General features: G+C 27.8%; 13 protein-coding genes and 1 pseudogene. 7 read left to right on the top strand and 7 right to left on the bottom strand.

Annotated features, from left to right (window positions below; translation table 11 throughout):
- Window positions 1–140 precede the first annotated feature (140 nt).
- From LJI21_02460 to hisS, 5 genes are all read left to right on the top strand, one after another.
- Window positions 141–626 (top strand): OmpA family protein, encoded by a 486-nt coding sequence (locus LJI21_02460; protein WFW29618.1) that lies wholly within the window; start codon window positions 141–143, stop codon window positions 624–626.
- 242 nt (window positions 627–868) lie between these two features.
- On the top strand, window positions 869–2,164 hold the full coding sequence (tilS, locus tag LJI21_02455) for a tRNA lysidine(34) synthetase TilS (protein ID WFW29973.1): 1,296 nt from the start codon (window positions 869–871) through the stop codon (window positions 2,162–2,164).
- A gap of 14 nt (window positions 2,165–2,178) precedes the next feature.
- A complete protein-coding gene (gene ftsH, locus LJI21_02450; GenBank protein WFW29617.1) occupies window positions 2,179–4,005 on the top strand; it encodes an ATP-dependent zinc metalloprotease FtsH in 1,827 nt (608 codons plus the stop codon).
- 301 nt (window positions 4,006–4,306) lie between these two features.
- Complete coding sequence (locus tag LJI21_02445) at window positions 4,307–4,897, top strand: NifU family protein (protein WFW29616.1); 591 nt, start codon at window positions 4,307–4,309, stop codon at window positions 4,895–4,897.
- Complete coding sequence (gene hisS / locus LJI21_02440; protein ID WFW29972.1) at window positions 4,890–6,128, top strand: histidine--tRNA ligase; 1,239 nt, start codon at window positions 4,890–4,892, stop codon at window positions 6,126–6,128. Before LJI21_02445 ends, hisS begins: the two co-directional genes overlap by 8 nt.
- Before the next feature lie 351 nt (window positions 6,129–6,479).
- On the opposite strand, the gene uvrC is transcribed toward hisS, so the two are convergent.
- From uvrC to nth, 5 genes are all read right to left on the bottom strand, one after another.
- Entirely contained in the window at window positions 6,480–8,297 is a 1,818-nt protein-coding gene (gene uvrC / locus LJI21_02435) for an excinuclease ABC subunit UvrC (protein WFW29615.1), read from the bottom strand.
- 3 nt (window positions 8,298–8,300) lie between these two features.
- Window positions 8,301–10,433 carry a glycine--tRNA ligase subunit beta gene (gene glyS / locus LJI21_02430; GenBank protein ID WFW29614.1) on the bottom strand — a complete coding sequence of 711 codons (2,133 nt, stop codon included), beginning with the start codon at window positions 10,431–10,433 and terminating at the stop codon, window positions 8,301–8,303.
- Window positions 10,411–11,250 carry a glycine--tRNA ligase subunit alpha gene (locus tag LJI21_02425; protein WFW29613.1) on the bottom strand — a complete coding sequence of 280 codons (840 nt, stop codon included), beginning with the start codon at window positions 11,248–11,250 and terminating at the stop codon, window positions 10,411–10,413. The genes glyS and LJI21_02425 overlap by 23 nt, the downstream gene beginning before the upstream one ends.
- 85 nt (window positions 11,251–11,335) lie before the next feature.
- Window positions 11,336–11,998 (bottom strand): phosphatidylglycerophosphatase, encoded by a 663-nt coding sequence (locus tag LJI21_02420; protein WFW29612.1) that lies wholly within the window; start codon window positions 11,996–11,998, stop codon window positions 11,336–11,338.
- An 813-nt stretch (window positions 11,999–12,811) separates the two neighbouring features.
- Complete coding sequence (nth, locus tag LJI21_02415) at window positions 12,812–13,435, bottom strand: endonuclease III (protein ID WFW29611.1); 624 nt, start codon at window positions 13,433–13,435, stop codon at window positions 12,812–12,814.
- A gap of 368 nt (window positions 13,436–13,803) precedes the next feature.
- Between nth and LJI21_02410 the strand changes: the two are divergent.
- Window positions 13,804–15,075: pseudogene (locus LJI21_02410) on the top strand (adenylosuccinate synthase).
- Window positions 15,076–15,909: 834 nt separating this feature from the next.
- Here the strand turns inward: LJI21_02410 and LJI21_02405 are convergent.
- Window positions 15,910–16,647, bottom strand: a complete 738-nt coding sequence (locus LJI21_02405; GenBank protein ID WFW29610.1) for a glutamine synthetase — start codon at window positions 16,645–16,647, stop codon at window positions 15,910–15,912.
- A gap of 324 nt (window positions 16,648–16,971) precedes the next feature.
- Between LJI21_02405 and dnaA the strand changes: the two genes are divergently transcribed.
- On the top strand, window positions 16,972–18,354 hold the full coding sequence (dnaA, locus tag LJI21_02400) for a chromosomal replication initiator protein DnaA (GenBank protein WFW29609.1): 1,383 nt from the start codon (window positions 16,972–16,974) through the stop codon (window positions 18,352–18,354).
- Window positions 18,355–18,604: 250 nt separating this feature from the next.
- Here the strand turns inward: dnaA and LJI21_02395 are convergent, their stop codons facing one another.
- Window positions 18,605–19,852, bottom strand: coding sequence for a metallophosphoesterase (locus LJI21_02395; GenBank protein ID WFW29608.1), 1,248 nt, complete (start codon window positions 19,850–19,852; stop codon window positions 18,605–18,607).
- Window positions 19,853–20,003: the final 151 nt, after the last annotated feature.

The following is a 20,003-nucleotide window of genomic DNA, read 5'->3' as shown; positions in this document are numbered from 1 at the left end:
GGTAAGTTATAATTGAGTAAGACTTGAAATTTTATGATTTCGTTAAAATTAGCAATAAATAATGGGGTATTATTATTTTCTTGACTTTGTTTGTATAATCAAGATTATTTCAAAAAGTATAAAAGTTTTGTAGATGTTTAATGGAGGTTATGATGTGGAATAGATTGATTGTAATGTGTTGTTTTTGTTTAGTTTTTACGGGTGGCATGAGTTCTTGTCAGAGAGTAGGAATTGATGCAGTGAATAAAATAAATTTTGTTAGACATATAGGTGAAAAAAGGGTTTTTTTTGATTATGATAAATTTGATATTAATGAGGCTAGTGTGGACGTATTATTAGATGTAGTGAAGGTGCTGCAGACTAATCCTAATATTGAGGTTACTGTAATTGGTCATACTGATAATCGTGGTTCTTATGAATATAATATTGTATTAGGTGAGAAAAGGGCAGATGCAGTTAAGAGGTTTATGGTTAATTGTACCTCTTATTTGGAGGACAGAATAAAAACTACTTCTAGAGGTGAGGCTGAGCCTTTAGTTTATGTTCAAGATGATTCTAAAAATTCAAAATACGAAAAACAACATGCTAGAAATCGTAGGGTAGAGTTTTTGTTTTCTAGAAAGTAAAAATGAAGTTTGTATTCATTGGAAAAGTGAGCAATAAAAAATATAAAATATGAAATATAAAATATGGGATTGAAGGCGGGTAAGAGAAGGAAAAGAGGGTTTTTAATAAAAGTGTAACTCCCCCCCCTGTTTATATTTTAAAAATAAATGAAATCCGATAATGTTGTTCGTTTTTGTATATAGTTTTTATAATATAGTTGGAATTGTCTAAAGAAAAATTTGCACGAATGGGACACGACGTAGTGGAGCTAGAGTTGTTGTTTCACAACATAGTTAAAGGTTATTTTGTGATAAATAATAAAGCTGCAATTGCGGTGTCTGGTGGTATAGATAGTATAGCTTTATTACATCTAATGATTAGTTGGACAAAGAAGAACAATATTCCTCTTCCTGTAGTGTTAACAGTAAATCATGCATTGCGTCCAGAATCTAAGGATGAGGCTGAATTTACTATACGCTATGCAAAAGAACTTGGTGTGGAGAGATGTTTTATATTGGATTGGGAGAGGAAAGATGGTGTTATTGGTAATGTTCATTCACAAGCACGAAAAGCGCGCTATGGCTTGTTAGCAGGATGGTGTAAAAGTAATGATATTAAGAATTTGTTTGTTGCTCATCATAAAGATGATCAAGCAGAAACATTTTTACTTAGACTTGAGCGTGGTAGTGGTATAGATGGATTGTCATCTATGGATTGCAGATTTTTTTTGAATGGGATCTATATAGTGAGACCTTTATTGAGTTTTAGTCGTAGTGAAATAGAAAAATATGTAAATTTCTACCAGTTGAGATGGATTGAAGATAGTAGTAATTTTAATATAAAATATAGGCGTACGTTATATCGTAATTTACTTAAAATAAGCAATAATCAAAAAAAATTAGTAGAAAGAATATGTCTTGCAGCTCTTCATATAAAAAGAGCTGCAAGAGCTTTGATGTATTACACGCGTCTTGCGTTTGATAAGTGTGTTAATATACATGATCTTGGGTATATTGAAATTAAGTTAAGTGAATTTTATGAGTTTCCTGAAGAGATAGCTTTAAGACTTTTACTTTATTCTATAATGGTAATTAGTGGTAGGTATTATAAGCCAAGATATAGTAATATTATTACAATCTTTAGTAAGATACAAGGGAAAGATAGTTTTCATTGTACACTTTTTGGATGTAAAATTAGGAAGTATAAAGAAAATATATTGATAATTAGAGAACCGTCAAAAATAGTGGAAATGTCTGTTAATTTACCATTAACTGATTCATTTGAGTGGGACAATAGATTTAACTGTGTGATATTTAGCGATCAAGAATGTTTAGTAACTATTTCTCCGTTAAAAAAAATATATAAGGTTCCTAGTTTTTTAAAGAGTTATGATTGTTGTTCTGAGGTTTTTTATTCTTTGCCAGTAGTATTGAAAGACAAAAAATTGTTGGCTTATTTTCATATAAATTATGATAAGAAAGGTATCTATGATGGTAAGTTTCAATGTATTACTAATAGCATAGTAAAACAAAATCTGGTAAACTTGATTGGTATTTAAGTCTAAATAAAACAATGAAGAGATTTTTAGAAGGCTTGCTGATTTGGTTAGTAATAGTTGTGCTTATTTCTATTGCTTATATACAATTCAGTGGAAATATAGGGAAAGGTAAGATGACTATACCTTTTTCAGAATTTTTAATTAGATTAGAAGATGGTGATATAGAAAGTATTGCTATAAGAAATCAGAATATTGAAGGCAAATTTAGAGATGGATCAAGTTTTAATTCTAGTGGTGTTATATATAGTGATTTAATAAAAAGTTTACATGATAGGAAAGTGAAGTTTTCATTTTCAACTGGAGATTCTGCAATGAGTATTATTGGTGGATTACTTATTCAATGGATTCCAACATTTATTTTTATTGGATTATTATTATTTCTTTTAAAACAAACACAAGCAGGAGGAAATAGAACTATAAGTTTTGGTAAGTCGAAAGCTAGGCTTATGACTAATGGCAAAAAGGTTACATTTGATGATGTTGCCGGAATCGATGAAGCGAAAGAGGAATTAGTTGAGATTGTTGATTTTCTTAAACAGAGGCAAAAGTTTCAGGTATTAGGAGGAAAAATACCAAAAGGGTGTCTTTTAATTGGCTCTCCTGGAACTGGTAAAACTTTACTTGCTCGTGCTATTGCTGGTGAGGCTAATGTGCCATTTTTTAGTATCTCTGGGTCTGATTTCGTTGAGATGTTTGTTGGTGTTGGTGCAAGTCGTGTGCGTGATATGTTTGATCAAGGTAAAAAACACGCTCCTTGTATAATTTTTATAGATGAAATAGATGCAGTTGGTAGACATCGCGGTATTGGTCTTGGTGGTGGTAATGATGAGAGAGAGCAAACATTGAATCAATTATTAGTTGAAATGGATGGGTTTGAGCCTAATGAAGGTGTAATAATAGTGGCTGCAACTAATCGTCCTGATGTTTTAGATCCAGCATTACTGAGACCTGGTCGTTTTGATCGTCAGATAACTATTTCTTTGCCTGATATAAACGGACGTGAAAAAATATTGAATACTCATATAAAAAAAATATCAATAGCACCAGACGTGAATATAAAAACAGTTGCAAGAAGCACGCCTGGTTTTTCAGGCGCTGATTTAGCAAATTTAGTAAACGAATCTGCGCTTATTGCCGCGAGAAGGAATAAAAAAATTGTTACTATGGATGATTTTGAGTATGCACGTGATAAAGTGATGATGGGTATGGAAAGGCGTTCTTTAATTATGACAGAGAAAGAAAAAAAATTAACTGCTTATCATGAGGCTGGTCATGCAATAGTTGCAGTTAATATGCCTGCTTCTGATCCTATACATAAGGCAACTATTATTCCAAGAGGTAGAGCTCTTGGTTTGGTTATGAGATTACCAGAAACAGATAGAGTATCTCACGCGAGAGAAAAAATGATAGCAGATATAACTGTTGCTATGGGGGGGAGAGTAGCAGAGGAGCTAATTTTTGGTTTTGATAAAATTACAAATGGCGCATCTTCAGATATAAAACAAGCATCTGATTTATCACGTGCTATGGTGACAAAATGGGGAATGAGTGATAAAATAGGATTAGTATATCATAGTCGTGAGCAAAATGCTCACAGTTGTGATATAATTTCTGAGGATACTTTAAGACTTATAGATGAAGAAGTAAAGCGAGTTATATCTTCATGTTACGAGAAAGCAAAAGATATTCTTATTGAGCATCGAAAAGATCTAGAACTTATTGCTGAAAATCTTCTGGAATTTGAGACATTAACAGGAGACGAAATCAAAGGTATATTAGATGGAAAAAGAATTATAAGAAATGAAGATGAAAATAAGGAGATTAGAAAATCTTCTTTCTAATTTAAACGTTTAGATGACAGGTAATATAGTGTTCTCTAATTTGTGGGTTGGTGCTAAAAATTATACTTAGAGAGCCATTGATAAAGCTTTTTAATTAATTTGAGTTACACTTAGTTAGTATTTGCGGGTAAAATTTATTTGCAATTAAATTGTGTTATTTGTTATTTTATCTTTAGTAGTAATATTAATAAATAAGTTCAGGTATGGAGAATAAAGTGATATGTATTTTATGTTTTAGTATTTTTACTGTTTTGTGATTTAATAATTCAATAGTAAATTGTAGTTGTTTTATAAAAGTGGTATGTTCATGCAAATAGAAAAAACACCAAATCCGAATACACTAAAGTTTTTTCCTGGCTTTACAATTTTAAACGAAGGAGAAACAGTTGATTTTTTTAATACAGACGATGAAGATAAAATAAAAGAATCTAAATTAGCTGCGAATTTACTTCGAATAGAGCATGTGGTGGGAGTATTTTTCGGTTATGATTTTATTTCGATTACGAAGTCGGATAATATTAGTTGGGACGTGTTAAAAACAAAGGTTTTAATTACAATTACCGATTATCTTATTTCGGGTGAAAAAATTCTTGATAATGAGAAGATGGATAATAATATTTCAAAAGAAGGATTTTTTGATGAAAATGATACGGAGGTTGTAAATAAGATAAAAGAGTTAATAGAAAATTATATTAGGCCTGCAGTTACTCAAGATGGTGGTGATATTAAGTTTTGTGGATATAAAAATGGAATAGTTTATGTTAAGTTACAAGGAGCTTGTTCTGGATGTCCTAGTGCAGCAGTAACTCTTAAGCATGGAGTACAAAACATGTTGTGTTATCACATATCAGAGGTTTTAGGTGTGGAAACTATGCATGACTACAATGATTAATAAGAAAGTTAGAGGAACGAAAGATTTTTTATTTGATGAATGGTATAAGTTTAAATATATTCAGCAAATAGCTAGTGAAGTTTCAAGCTTGTATGGTTTTTTCCCCGCCGAGACTCCAATATTTGAATATACAGAAGTTTTTGTAAGGACTTTGGGTGATAGCTCAGATGTTATCAGTAAAGAAATGTATACTTTTAGTGATAAAAGTGGTAGAAGCATAACTTTACGTCCTGAATTTACGGCAGCGATTGTAAGACTTTTGATAGAAAAAAAGTTACAAACGCCTGTAAGATTATTTTCTTCTGGGTCAACGTTTCGTTATGAAAGACCTCAGAAAGGAAGACAAAGACAATTTCATCAGATAAACTTTGAAGTTTTTGGTATAAAAGATCCAAAAGCAGATATTGAATTAATTGCACTTGCTCAACATTTATTAACTAAGTTTGGTATTAATAGAAATATAAGATTAGAAATTAATTCTTTAGGAAATTATGAAACAATAATTAAATATAAAAAAGTTTTAATATCATATTTTAAAAAGTTTCAAATGGATCTATCAGAAGATAGTAAAAATCGATTAATTAAAAATCCACTTAGAATATTGGATTCTAAGGATAAAACGGATATGGAAATAGTTTCTGGCGCACCTAAAATTTGTAATTTTTATACAAAAGAATCTTTGAGTTTTTTTGAGCAGATATTGAATGGATTAAGAATCCTTAATATACCTTATACCATAAACACTAAATTAGTACGAGGTCTAGATTATTATTGTCACACAGTATTTGAGTTTGTTATGGAAAATTTAGGTAATCAAGGAGCGATCTTTGCAGGAGGAAGATATGATAATTTAATATCTTCGGTGGGTGGAAAATATACTCCAGCGATAGGGTTTGCGGGTGGCATTGAGCGTATAATGGGATTAGTTAATTTTTCTAAAAAAGAAAAAAGGGCCATTTATTTAGTTCCTATTGGTAAAATAGCTGAGGAGTATGCTTTAAGGCTTGCAGATAAATTACGTAAAAATAATTTATATGTATTATATGAATATAGTGGACCTCTTAAGATTAGAATGAAAAAGGCCAATCGAGTACATGCTAAGGTTGCTATTATTTTTGGTGATCAAGAATTGAGTAATAAAATGTTAAGGATTAAAGATATGGATTTTGGTGTAGAGAAAACGGTTTCTTGTGAAGAGATAATAAAAACATTGTCTATTTACTTAGAATAAGTAATAAAATTTAAAATAAAAATAGATAGGAAGTGGTTGATTTTGATAGTCTCTAAATATCTTGATTTGGATGCTAGTCTATTTTACGAGGGGGAAATTGGGAAAATATTAGTTTTAAAAAAATGGAGGGATAACCTAAAGAGATAAAAGAAAAAATCAAGAAGGAAAGACTTTTTTATATATGTCTTTAAAATATAAAATTAAAACTAATATAATTAGATTATATAGAAAAGGCGATAACTATTTCATAGTTAAAAATAAAATTGGTATTAAAACTTAACAAATTTTGGTCTAAATAAAGTTTATTTTCTACTGATATAGAAAATTATTAAAAATTGAAAGTTTAATTATTTAATTGAGTAATTTATATGGTCTATCATTTAGATGCTTAAGAATAGTTTCTGCTAGTTTTTTGTTAATTTTGGCTATATTCTGAATTTCAGTTGTAGAGGCTTTACTTATATTTTTTATTGAACCAAAATGGGACATTAATGCGTTTTTTCTTTTACTACCAATGCCAATTATTTCATTTAAGGGCGATGTAAAAAGTTCTTTATCGCGTTTTTTTCTATGTGAAGAAATCGCAAAGCGGTGAGCCTCATTACGTAATGATTGTAAATAAAGTATGACTTTATTGTTTTTTAAAGTGAATTTTTTTCCTAGCATGTAAAATTTTTCCTTTTCTGTATTTTGATATAAACCCTTTGCCATGCAGGCAAAGGGAATATTTATGTTCAAGGTTTTTAATACGTTTTCTACTATAGAAACATGTCCAGGTCCGCCATCGATCAATAAGAAATCAGAAGTTATATTTTTTTTATTAGAGAAACGTCTAGTTAATACTTCTTTTGTCATCTTATAATCATCACCTAAAAATTTTTCTTTTATATTAAATTTTCTGTATTCCTTTTTTAGGAAGCCATCTAATCCAGCAACAATCATTACACCAACTTGTTGATTTCCGGATATATGGCTATTATCGTAAACTTCAATACGTTTTGGAATATTTGATAAGGAAAAAACCTTACTAAATTCTTCAAGTTTTTCTAGATTATTTTTACGTTTGATAAGCTCTTGTTCTAAACTATATTGAGTATTATTATAAATAAATTTTAATAGATCATTTTCTTTTTTGCTTTTTACGTGCCCAATTTTTATTGGGTTTTGAAAAATATTGCGCAATACATTTTCAATAATTTCTCTATTTTTAATAGAATTGGGAACATAAATTTGTGTTGGTGGTATATTATTAGTTGAATTATATAAATTAATTAAAAAAGTTAATAAAATTTTTTCGTTTAGGTAATCGTTGCAGTTTTCTATAAAGAAATGGGTGCTTCCATAGTTTTCTTTATTTCTGAATGACAATATGCCGATACATGCTAAATCTTTTTTATGTATGATACTAAAAAAATCTGCATTCCCTTTAAAGGAAAAATCTGTTCTTTGCATTTGAATTTGTTCAAGAAATTTGATTCGATCTCTATATGTTGCGGCGAGTTCATAATTTCTTTCACTGCTATATTTTTCCATTTCAAGAAGTAATTGTTTTTTTATTTCTTTATTTCTTCCTAGAAGTGTATCTTGTGCTTGCTTTACTGATTTATAGTAGTCGTTTTTTGTAATTTTATTTGCACATGGGGCTGAACAGCGCTGAATTTGATACTCAAGACATGGTTGTTTTAATGAGAAGTGCTGATCTGAACATCCTCTTAAAAGGAAAGCTTTTTGTAATGATAATATAATTTGTTTAATGGCATCAGAAGATGGAAAAGGACCATAGTAATAAAATTTATTCTTTTTTAATTTACCTCTATATCGTCCTATTTTAGGATAATCATGTTTGGAAATTGTTATATAAGAATAAGATTTTCCGTCCTTGAGTACAATATTATAAGGTGGTTTCAATGATTTTATTAATTGTGCCTCAAGAAGTAGTGCATCTATTTCATTTTCAGTTATGGAAATTTTAATTTTAATAATTTGTGAAAGCATAATTTTAATTCGTTCGGAAAGATTTTCATACCGAACATAACTGGATAATCTCGATTTCAAGTTTTTTGCTTTTCCAACGTATAAAACCTCATCTTTTTCTCCTATCATCATATATATTCCGCAAGATTGTGGAGATGATTCAATTTCTTTTTTTAATATCTGAATATTTATCATTATTTATTTTATTAGAAGATTAAAATGCGCTATTAGGTGGAAGATAGAAGTTGTTTTTTTGAGTAGGGACAGTCTATTTTTTCTTAATTCATTGGAATCGCAATTGATTTTTACGTTATCCATGAACTGGTTAATGAATGAAGTAAAGTTAGCAAGCTCGTCAAATGCTGTATCAAAGCAATTATTTTTTAATAGTTGTTTTATCTTTTTAAAGATAACTATTGAATATTTTGATAGTGCTATTTCTTCATTACTAATCAGGAGCTCTTTGTTATAAGATATATCATAGGCGATGATATCATTTTTTTCTGCTTTAGTAACTATATTATTGATTCTTTTATAAGTACCTAGAATCTGTTTGCCTTCAGATTTGTTAAGATATTGATCTAGTGCAATAATTAGGTTTTTTGCTATTAATAAGTCATTTATGTTAGTCTGCAATATGGAATTTATAGTATTTTGTCTTATGCCTTTGTTTTTTAAAATAATTCTAAATTTTTTTAAAAAAAAGTTAAGCACTAATTCTAAAATTTTTTTTTTGTTTGTTAATCTATTAGATCCGTCAAATGATGATGTTGTGATGCGTTTGGTAAATAAAGATTTTGGGTATAAAGATATCGATTTATTTATCAATAATTTAATAGGAATATGAAGGTTATTTTCAAGTATAATTCTAATTATGCTAATTGCCGTTCTTCGTAAACCAAACTGATCATATGAACCTGAAAATTTTTCACCTGCTATGATTAAACCAATTAAGCTATCTATTTTATCAGCAATTGCTACACTGATTGTAGTAGGAGATTTAGGACAATCTTGCTCTGGTCCAATGGGTTTGTAATGATCAGCTATAGCTTCTATTATTTCTTTATCTTCTTGAAAATAAGAGGCATAATATCCACCTATTGTTCCCTGTAATTCTGGAAACTCTTTTATTATTGATGTCGAAAGATCTGCTTTTGCTAAATATGCAGCACGTTCAACTTTAATTAGTGAGGTATATGGAATATACATAGCTATGTATTTTGATAGAGTTATGATACGTTTTACTTTTTTTCCAATATTACCAAGAGAGGTATGAAATAATATCAAATCTAATTTTTTAACAAAATAATCTAGGTTTTTCTTTTTATCTTGAGTTATTAAAAATAAAGCATCAGTAAGACGTGCTTTTAATATTTTTTCATATCCCTCAACAACTTTGTTATTATTAACATTGACAACAGTGATAAAGTGGGAAATTTTTTGTTCCTTACTTAAAACGAGGCATTTTTGTTGTTTGTTAATTATACTAAGAATTATTTCTTTTGGAAGTTCAGATAACTTTTCTTGGTTTACTTTGCCAAATAATACAATTGGCCATTCTACGAATCCTACCAATTCGTTTAGTAAATAGTCATTTTTTTCGAATTGTAATTTATATTCTTTTATAAATTTATTAATTTGATCTAGTATAAGTTGTTTTCTCTTATTTGCTTGAAGGATAACTTTGTTATATTTTAATAATATAAAATAGTCTTTAGGTGTTTTAACAGTGAGCGCTATGTTATTCGAGAAAAATCTATGACCGTATGTTATATTATGTGCCGTAATTCCTGCAAAAGATATAGGTATGATCTCATTATTTAAAATGCATAAAATATTTTGGATTGGTCTAATCCATTTTTCTCTTCTTTCATTCCATCTCATACTTTTTGGCCAAGAGAAATTTTTTAACATTTCTTCTAGTAAGTTTTTAATATATTTTTGAATATTGAATGAGCAGATATTGTTTTTAACAAAATAAAAATTTTTATTATTTAGTTTACGAACAAATAAATCTATTTCGTTTTTTTCATTCTTTTTTAAAAAGCTTTTAATTGCATCTTTTGATGCATTAATATTAGGTCCTTTAATTTCACTATTAAAACTTTTTAGTTTAGAAATATTTATATTTTTAACATAAAGAGTTATACGCCGTGCTGTTACAAAAACTTTTATAGATGTAAATTTTATATTTTTTTTATTGAAAGCATTAACAATATAATTTTCAACTTGAATTGCGGCTGAATTTTGCATTCTAGGAGGTATTTCTTCTGAAAGGCATTCGAATAATAGTTGTAATTGCATATGTTTATTTATTAATATATAGTTCACAACATTTTTTTGTTAGTTCTCTAACTTTGCTAATATATATTGTACGCTCATTCGCGCTAAGTACACCTCTTGCATCAAGTAGATTAAGCAGATGACTAGCTTTAATACATTGGTCGTAAGCTGCTAGCGGCAATTTATTTTCAATAAGAAATTTACATAATTCTTTTGTATCTTTAAACTGTTTTTGTATGACTTTAATATCATAGTAATTAAGCGCTAGATGAGAGAATTCATATTCTCTTTGTTTGAAAATATCTCCATAAGTTATGCCATTACTATTCCAGATAATATCGTAAATATTGTTGATATTTTGTATACACATTGCTAAACGTTCAAGTCCATATGCTATTTCTCCAGAAATTATTTTACAATCAATACCTCCTATTTGTTGTATATATGTAAGTTGCGTTATTTCCATTCCGTTACATGTAACTTCCCATCCAAGTCCTGATGCGCCAATGCTTGGATTCTCCCAATCATCTTCGATAAATTTGATATCGTACTCTTCTATAGAAATACCAAGAGTTTTTAAGCTATTTAAATAAGTATTTTGTAAGTTATTGTTAGAAGGTTTGATTATAACTTGATATTGATGATGTTGATATAATCTGTTATGGTTATTACCATAGCGTCCATCTGATGGTCTAATTGTAGGTTGTAAATATGCAACTTTTGTTGGTTTTTCATTAATTGCTGATATGATTGTTATAGGATGTAACGTTCCTGCCCCCATTTCAGATGTATAGGAATAAAGTATTGTACATCCTTCATTAGACCAAAAATTTTGTAATTCATTTATTATATTTTGTAGATCCACGTGAATTTGTTTATTTTATGTTGAATAAATAATACTAAACAAGACATACTATTCAATATTTTTGTGGTGTTTCTGTATGTAGTTTTCATTTTAAAGCTATTGAATTTTCCTTAATAAATTGAATTATACTTTTATTTAAAATAATTGCATTGCGTATAGTTAAATCGCAAAATATAAATGCAGTTAAATATAAAAAAATTATTCCATAGAAAGTATGAAAAATTCCTTCAAATGTAATTGATATAGCATTATTATAATTAAGTTGTATAGAACTTATTGGCCAAAATTTTGTTACATCTATAATATTAAAAAATGTATAAGGTATAATAAAGAAAAAAAATAGATGCATAAAGTCATTAAACCAAAATGGACATTGAAATATTTGCTTACATATACTTCCATGTAGTTTACTCATAGTATGATAGATTGACATTATTGCTGGCATTGAAAGTGCAACGGTCATCACCTGCCCTGAAGCTATTTGTATTACTATGTCTTCACTGCTATTTGCTAAGGGGTTTTGAACATGAAAAATCGATATTCCAATTAGTTGTAATAGTAACATAATTACTGCTAACTTTGTAAAAGCGGCTGCTGCTATTATAGCGGAATTCGGCATATTGTATAGTATAAAATTTTCTCCGTATATAAGAACTAACGTGATGTCGGTAATAAATAATATTAAAAAAGAGGACCAATAATTTTGCCAGGTTGGTAGGTAACCTATTCCGAAAAAAGAGCTTATCATTTTAGCAGGAAAGACTTTATTGAGTATTTTTTTGAAAATTATTAAAAAAAGTTTACATATTTTAAGTAGATTACTTTTTTTTTGCATTTTATAACTTTAACCTTTATTAAATTTTAATAAAATCACAAGATCTCTACATATTGTTAGAACACTTGTAAAATAATAAATAATTTTGAAGAAAAATAATTATAGAGCAAAATTTAACTTTTTATATATCAGAAATATATAAAAGTAGTTAAGATATATAGATTTTTATAAATAAAATAAGGAAAATGTTATAAGGATAATCTGTAGTTAATTTTATTAAAACAAAAGTTTTTCGATAGGTATGCCGGGGGGGCTATTATAACTTTTAGTTATGTTGTTTCTATGTTTAATTACTAGAGTTTTTCTATAGAGATTTTGAATTTAAGATTCAAAAGATTTGTGTAGTTTTATTTTAAATTGGTTGATTTGATAAATCACATTGAACTTTTTCAATATCTATTAGTTAATTTATTGATTTATGATTTTAATAAAAACTAATTAGGATTAGAAGTTTTGATCAATTAAGGTATAATTTTAATTCATTAAGGGTTTTTGACTAGGTCTAATTTTATTATTGTTTTATATTGATTTTTTATAAAGCTTTTTATAAGGCATTTTTATTTTTACTTAGTTTATAAAATTAGTTTATTTATTGTACTTAGTAGTTTAAGTTTCGTGAAATTGGTGTATATACTTAGATATTAGTATTTTGTAAAATTTATAAATTGTATTTCAGTATAATCACAACTCTGAGATAGAGATGAGATTGTAAAACAACGAAAGGCTTTATGTTTTGAATTCGCATAAATTATGAATTGCGCATGTTTGGCATAGGGGTTTTTTTGCTTTGCAAATATACCTTCCATGCAAAATTAGCCAATTGTGAGCGTACAGTAGATATTCTCTTGGAATTACGTTTAAAAGTGATTTTTCTGTTTTAAGTACATTTTTTTCTTTTACGAGTCCTATTCTATTACTTACTCTAAAAACATGAGTATCAACTGCTAATACTGGAACACCAAGTCCTGTATTTAAGAATACATTGGCGCTTTTTCTTCCTACTCCAGGCAGAGATATTAGATCATTAAAATTTGTGGGAATTTTGCTGTTGTATTGATTAATTAGTATTTTGCTAAGTTTAGTTATATTTATTGCTTTTGAATTATATAAACCAATGCTGTATATGTATTTTTTTAATTTATTTATTCCAAATTTTAGCATTTTTTCTGGTGTATCAATGATATTGAACAACTTTTTTGTGATTTTATTGACATTCACATCGGTTGTTCGAGCTGATAAAATTATTGCAATGAGTAATGTAAAGTGGTTAGTGTAATTTAGTTCTATTTTTGGCGTAGAATTTGATTCTTTAAATTTTTCAAATATTAATTTGATTTTTTTTGAGTCCATATTATGAGATATAATTTTTATATTATGAATAATATAATTATGTTACAAATAATGTTAATACAGTGCTTTTTATTTAAAAATTTAATAAATTAAGTTATAGAGATGGTATAAATGCTCATTTTGATATGAGTGATATGATATTAAATTGATTTACTTTGCTAATAAGGTTTATTTTCTTATAAAGAGATAAAAAGTATAGAGTTTTTGAGTTAGATTAGAGTTTGTTAATTGATGACTTTAATCTAAAAATAGATAAAAGTATTAGAGAACTTTCTCTTTCAGAGAATTATTTATTTGTTGTTTATAGTGTACTGTTGTATTAGTATTTACATATTAGTTTTAGAGTATTTATTTATATATTTTGATTAGTGAATAATATTATAATTATCGGTCTACAATGGGGTGATGAAGGAAAAGGTAAAATAGTAGATTATCTTTCTAGTGATGCTGACGTAATTGTAAGGTTTCAAGGTGGAAATAATGCTGGTCATACTGTAGTAATAGATGATGAGGTTTATAAGTTAAATTTGCTTCCTTCTGGTGTCTTGAGAACTGGTAAAATATCTGTTATAGGGAATGGTGTTGCTCTTGATTTGCATGCATTAATTTCAGAAATAGATTCGTTAAAGGTTAGAGCAATAGATATAAATCCAAATAATTTAATTGTGTCTGAAAGTTGTCCTTTAATACTTAATATACATAAAGATAAAGAAAGGTTATTTGAGGATTTAAGTGGGGATAAAAAAATTGATACAACAAATAAAGGAATAGGACCTTGTTATGAAGATAAAATTGGAAGAAGAGCTATACGTCTTTGTGATTTGGAAAATGCAAATGAATTAAATAGTAGAGTAGATATTCTTTTAAATTATCATAATGCTATTAGGAGAGGTTTGAATTGTTTAATCGTAAAAAGAGAAGAAATATTGAAGGAAATTAAAGATATTGCGGGTAAAATTCTTCCATATAAGAAACCAGTATGGAAGTTATTAAACAATTTTATAAAAGAAGGTAAAAAAATAATATTTGAGGGTGCTCAAGGTACATTTTTAGATATTGATCATGGAGCGTATCCATTTGTTACTTCAAGTAATACTATTGCATCACAGGCAATAACAGGATCTGGATTATTTTTTTCTGATTCATGCGTTATAGGCGTAGCAAAAGCCTATACTACGAGAGTAGGAAATGGCCCATTTCCTACTGAACAGAGAAATAAAATAGGGGATATTTTATTTGACGTAGGTAAGGAATTTGGAACAGTTAGTAATAGGAGAAGACGATGTGGATGGTTTGATGCAGTTTTAGTGCGGCAGGCGGTGTAACTTTCTGGAGTTTCAAGTGTTGTGTTAACTAAATTGGATATACTTGATTCTTTTGATGTGGTTAAAATATGTACTAGTTATAGTTGTAATGGAAGAATATATGATTATTTGCCTGCATCATATACGATACAAGAGAAGTTAGAGCCAATATATGAGGAATTTTCTGGTTGGAAGGAAAGTACTCATGGCAAAAAGTCAATTGAAGAATTGCCTATAAATTTAATAAGATATGTAAAAAAGATAGAAGAATTAATAGGCGTTCCAATTTATTTGATTTCAACAAGCCCAAATAGGAGAGATATTATAGAATTTTAGAGTTTAAAGCTTTGAAGCTTTGTGTTTTGTGTTTTATTTCAAATGTTCGTTTATAAAAAGTTTGTGTTTTAGTGGGGATAATGATATGTTTAAATTAAAGTTTTAGGTTTTTATGAAAATTATTTAAGAAATTTCTTCGTAAGAATGGGATAAAGATGTATGAAGATAAAGCAAAGTTTCTATTCAATTATTAAGTATGCGTATGTTCTTGTTTGGATTTATGTTGTTTGTGTTATTTTTTGAATTATACATTTGTTTTTACAAGAAAAAGATGAAAGTGTGATTCTTTATTTTTAGTTAGTATTAAGCGGAAATCTATTGTTGCGTATTAAAACATCTCTAGAGTTAGGTAAAATATTAACAAAATGAATTAATTTGTGAGATGATAAAACGGAAAAATGAGTTGATGATTAGAGTAACTAAAAATCTAAGTGTTAAGTCTAGAAACTATAAAAAAGAAAAAAGTAAAGAAGAGTTGATGAAATAATAATATGTTTTAATTAGTGTAGTATATCTTACTTTATAAAGATAATTAAAATTCTAGAAAAATTACGTAACATAAAATTTGATCTATCTTAAATAGTCTCTAATTTTATATTAGAGGGTTTTTATTTAATAGGTTTTAGTTATATGTTGGGAGTTATTAAATATGCATCTCATAGAGTTAGCATATGAACAAATTTAAAAAGTTGTAATGAAAAATTTTCTCGATAAAACAAGGAAGTGAAATTATTTAAAGTGAACTTTATTTGAGTAATAACAAACAACCTTAAAAGAGTATGAAACTTTTGTTGTTTATCAATTTTAGGTATGTTATTTAGTATGGTAGTTATATTAAGAGTTTTTTATTAGGCTTTCCATTTTATATTGAAGATCAGATGCAATCCCATATATTCTATTTGGTGGGATAACTTTGTTTTTTATGCCGAAAACGATACTTTTAATTATTACCTTAAGAACTTTTTCCAAATTACAATCTGCCCCTGGTACGCGATGTTCTAGACGGCATTTATTTTCAGAATTAAGTACTCTTATAGCAGTAGTTCTGTTATTTACCCCCCAACTAATTGTAGTTGGAGTATGAATATCTGGATATTTAAATCTTAAATACGAGTTTTTATTTGGGGCAAAAAATGACATATATTTTCTCATCATAGCACACAATCCACCAATGCTATAAATTAAGTGTTTGCTGTATTTTTGTTTGTTACAATAAAATAAATTTCTGTTATTTAAATCTATTAAATTGACATGTATATTTAATGCGCTGCCAGCCCTATTTAAGTAGGGTTTTGCTTTAAAAGAGGCATTTCCACCAAATTTTTGCGCTGTTTCAGAGATTAATTTTTTTGCTAATATAAAATGTTTGATTAACTTATTAAAATTAGTGTAACAAGTACTTTTTATTTCATACTGACATATAGAGTTCTCTTTTTCGCAAAAAAAATCCAATAAAGATATTTTATTTTTAATACTTTCAAAAAGTAAATGTTCTTCTTTTATATTCTCAATATAAAATTCTAACTCAATACCAAATTTAATATTACAGTTTAAGCCATTTAATGTGATCATAAATCCATATGTATTTATATAAATACAGTTCAAATATAAAGCTTAGTTTTAATTAAAGAGTTCATTTTCTTAGGATTAAGCTTCTATATTATTGTATATAAAATATGTTAGTTTTATCTATATAAAATAATAGTAGTGTTTTAATTTTACTAAATAAAATGATTATTTAGATAATTTTATATTCTTTACAACTTATTAAAAATTAACATAATTTTAGTTATGATATTTGGTAGTATTGCTTTTATTTCGCAGTAGAGTATTAGTTTATTCTTCATGTTTTCTAGTTGTTGATTTCTTTTAGTGCGCAGTATGGTAATGTGATGTATGAGCTTGATTAATCCTAAGATTTCTACTGCGTTTTTTGATAAAATTGTTACAGTAACAGATCACAATGTTACTTGGAAAAAAATTCAGAATTATCTCTATGATTTTTATGGAGAAGCAACATATAACAGTTGGTTGAGTTCACTTAGATTTATCAGTAGTAGTAATGGAGGTATTTTGCTATCTGCATCAACTAAATTTATAAAAGAATGGGTTACAACCCATTACATGAAAAAAATATTATCGTTGTGGCAAAATGAAGATAAGAGTATATATTATGTTGATATTCAAGTAATTAAAAAAAAAGAGAATTCTAGCAATATTGTAATAAAAAATAGAAAAAAAAATGGTCATGCTCTTGGTTCGCCTTTGGATCCAAGATTTACGTTTAATAGTTTTGTAGTGGGTAAACCAAATGAATTAGCATTTACAGCTGCGAAGCGTGTAGCGGGATCTATAGGTCCAATACTTGGAAGTAATCCTTTATTTCTATACGGTAAAGTTGGATTAGGTAAAACACATTTGATGCACGCTATAGCTTGGTATATAGTTAATTCTCCTCTTGTAAAGAGGAAGGTAGCATACTTATCAGCAGAAAAATTTATGTATCAGTATGTTATAGCGTTGCGAAGTAAGGATATTATGCTATTTAAGGAGCAATTTAGATCAGTAGATGTATTGATGGTGGATGATGTACAATTTATTAGCGGTAAGGATAGTACTCAGGAAGAATTTTTTCATACTTTTAATACATTAATAGATCAAAATAAACAGTTAGTTATATCTGCTGATAGATCTCCTAGTGATCTTGATGGCATAGAGGAGAAGATAAAATCTAGGCTTGGTTGGGGGTTAGTAACAGATATTGGTGAAACAACTTTTGAATTAAGACTTGGTATATTGCATGCTAAAGTGAAGCAAATGGATATATATGTTCCAAATGATCTTCTGGAATTTTTAGCGAGAAATATAAAATCTAATATAAGAGAATTAGAAGGCGCATTAAATAAAGTTGTTCATGCTTCGTTAGTTGGGAGGAGTATGACAGTAGAGTCAGCCAATGAAATTTTAGCGGATCTTTTAATATCCAATTATAAGTTAATTACAGTAGCGGAAATACAAAAGAAAATAGCTGAATTTTTTAATATAAGAGTTGCTGATATGTCTTCTTTTAATAGACTTCGTAGTCTTGTAAGACCGAGACAAATAGCAATGTATTTTGCTAAGAAATTTACGCAAAAAAGCTTATTAGATATTGGAAGAAATTTTGGTGGAAGAAATCATGCTACTGTTATACATGCAGTAAAACAGATAGAACATCTTATGAGAACGGATTTAAATTTTGCTAATGAAATTAATCAGTTAAAAAAAATATTTAGATAGGAATAAAGTATAATTATTTCACAATTAATTAAAATATAGTTAAGGTGTAGAATTTATATTTCTATATTGCTTGAATATTTTTTTAATTTTCAATTTTATTGATTTCTATGGATTTTGTGATATATAAAATGCTCCTTATTAAAGAAAATTAATATAGGTAGTAAGTAATAAGGAAAGAAATAATTGGGCGTTAATGAATTTTCTTTATTATTTTTATAAAAATTAAAAATTTTTGTACAATTTTATTATTTTATTGTTTAAATTCAAAGTTTTTTGTTAGTTGTACAGAATGTATTTCTTCATTATTTTGATTATAAAAAGTAAATTTGCGATTATTTAAATTTAGGATTGCAAAGCCAAAACCCGAAAAGGTTCTAATTTCATGTGCTAGATAAATTTTATTATTTGGATGATTAAACTTTATATTTTGATAAATATGCTTTTGATCTTGGGAGTATAATAGCGCTCCACCATTTCCAACTATGATTTGATCTGGAGCATTAGCCATTAATAAGATTTGGGCTATATGAATATGACCAGAAATTATAGTTGTAATATTATTTAGAAGTTTATTTTTAAAGATTTTAATTTGAGTAGAGTTACTAAAAATTTTTAATGTTAAAAGTTCTTTTTTTGTTAATCCCCAAATTGGCTTATGTGTTAAAAGCCATATTGGTTTGTAAGAACTGTTATGTATTAGTTTATTAGATTGTTTCTCAACGATATCAATTGTGTTTTTGGTTGTAAAAGTATCTTCACCGGACGAAGAATCGAAGACGAGAAATCTTATTGGTCCAATGTCTAAAAGCCAACTAGGAATAAAGTTTTCACATTTTTTATATGAAAATGGGTATGGGTCTAAATATTTGAACCATCCTTCATGAGCTCTATTACAATTTTCATGATTACCTCTAATGAAAAGAAAAGAAAATTGTGATAAAATATCCTTTGCAGGTTCAAACCAATCGGCGTACCACGTTTCTTTATTATATCCATAAATATTATTGCATTTTTGTTTATTTCTACATTTTGCTCTTCTATAATGATAGTCTCCTACGTGCACAATGAGGTCAGGTTTGTGAGAAGCAATAGAATCTAAGTTTTTTTTTAAAGGCCAGCTATTTATTGAGTTACATTCTTGTTGAAAGAATGCATTTATTTTACAACCCGTATCACCAATGAAAGCAATTTTATTAAATTTTTTTGGTAATGTAGAAATTTGTCTATTATCAATATTAATATTTCTAGCGTTTATTTCTGTGACCATTTCACAGACTGTTTCGTTATAATTATTTGAGCTACGGTTCAACATTTTTATTTTTTTAGTATCGATATTAATAATCGGGCAAGTATTATTGTCTACAATTGCACGTACACTCAATTTATTTTCTGGAATAACTTGAGACCATGCATATAATATTTGTGCATAAGTAGTGCGAAAGTTGTTAGTTAGAAATAAGATAAAGATAATAAAAGGAACAAAGGTATTATTATTCATAATTAGAAATAGAGGAGGCTCTGAGCTTAAACAATTGAAGTATTTTAAGTTGAGCTTTTAATTTTCTAAAACTTAATTTTGTCCTACCTTAATTTAATATAATATACGGTATCTATTCTTATATAAGAAAACTATCTCTATATGTCAATAT

This window comes from Wolbachia endosymbiont of Menacanthus eurysternus (assembly GCA_029715105.1).
In the GTDB taxonomy this organism is placed as follows: Bacteria; Pseudomonadota; Alphaproteobacteria; order Rickettsiales; family Anaplasmataceae; genus Wolbachia.
This window is presented reverse-complemented; position numbering and strand designations above follow the sequence as displayed.

Excerpts from the sequence above, each read along its gene's own strand:
- LJI21_02420 (WFW29612.1), bottom strand. The coding sequence starts at position 11,998 with ATGATAAGCTCTTTTTTCGGAATAGGTTACCTACCAACCTGGCAAAAT.
- LJI21_02445 (WFW29616.1), top strand. The coding sequence starts at position 4,307 with ATGTTCATGCAAATAGAAAAAACACCAAATCCGAATACACTAAAGTTT.
- LJI21_02460 (WFW29618.1), top strand. The coding sequence starts at position 141 with ATGGAGGTTATGATGTGGAATAGATTGATTGTAATGTGTTGTTTTTGT.
- LJI21_02395 (WFW29608.1), bottom strand. The coding sequence starts at position 19,852 with ATGAATAATAATACCTTTGTTCCTTTTATTATCTTTATCTTATTTCTA.
- hisS (WFW29972.1), top strand. The coding sequence starts at position 4,890 with ATGATTAATAAGAAAGTTAGAGGAACGAAAGATTTTTTATTTGATGAA.
- dnaA (WFW29609.1), top strand. The coding sequence starts at position 16,972 with ATGAGCTTGATTAATCCTAAGATTTCTACTGCGTTTTTTGATAAAATT.
- ftsH (WFW29617.1), top strand. The coding sequence starts at position 2,179 with ATGAAGAGATTTTTAGAAGGCTTGCTGATTTGGTTAGTAATAGTTGTG.
- LJI21_02405 (WFW29610.1), bottom strand. The coding sequence starts at position 16,647 with ATGATCACATTAAATGGCTTAAACTGTAATATTAAATTTGGTATTGAG.
- nth (WFW29611.1), bottom strand. The coding sequence starts at position 13,435 with ATGGACTCAAAAAAAATCAAATTAATATTTGAAAAATTTAAAGAATCA.
- uvrC (WFW29615.1), bottom strand. The coding sequence starts at position 8,297 with ATGATAAATATTCAGATATTAAAAAAAGAAATTGAATCATCTCCACAA.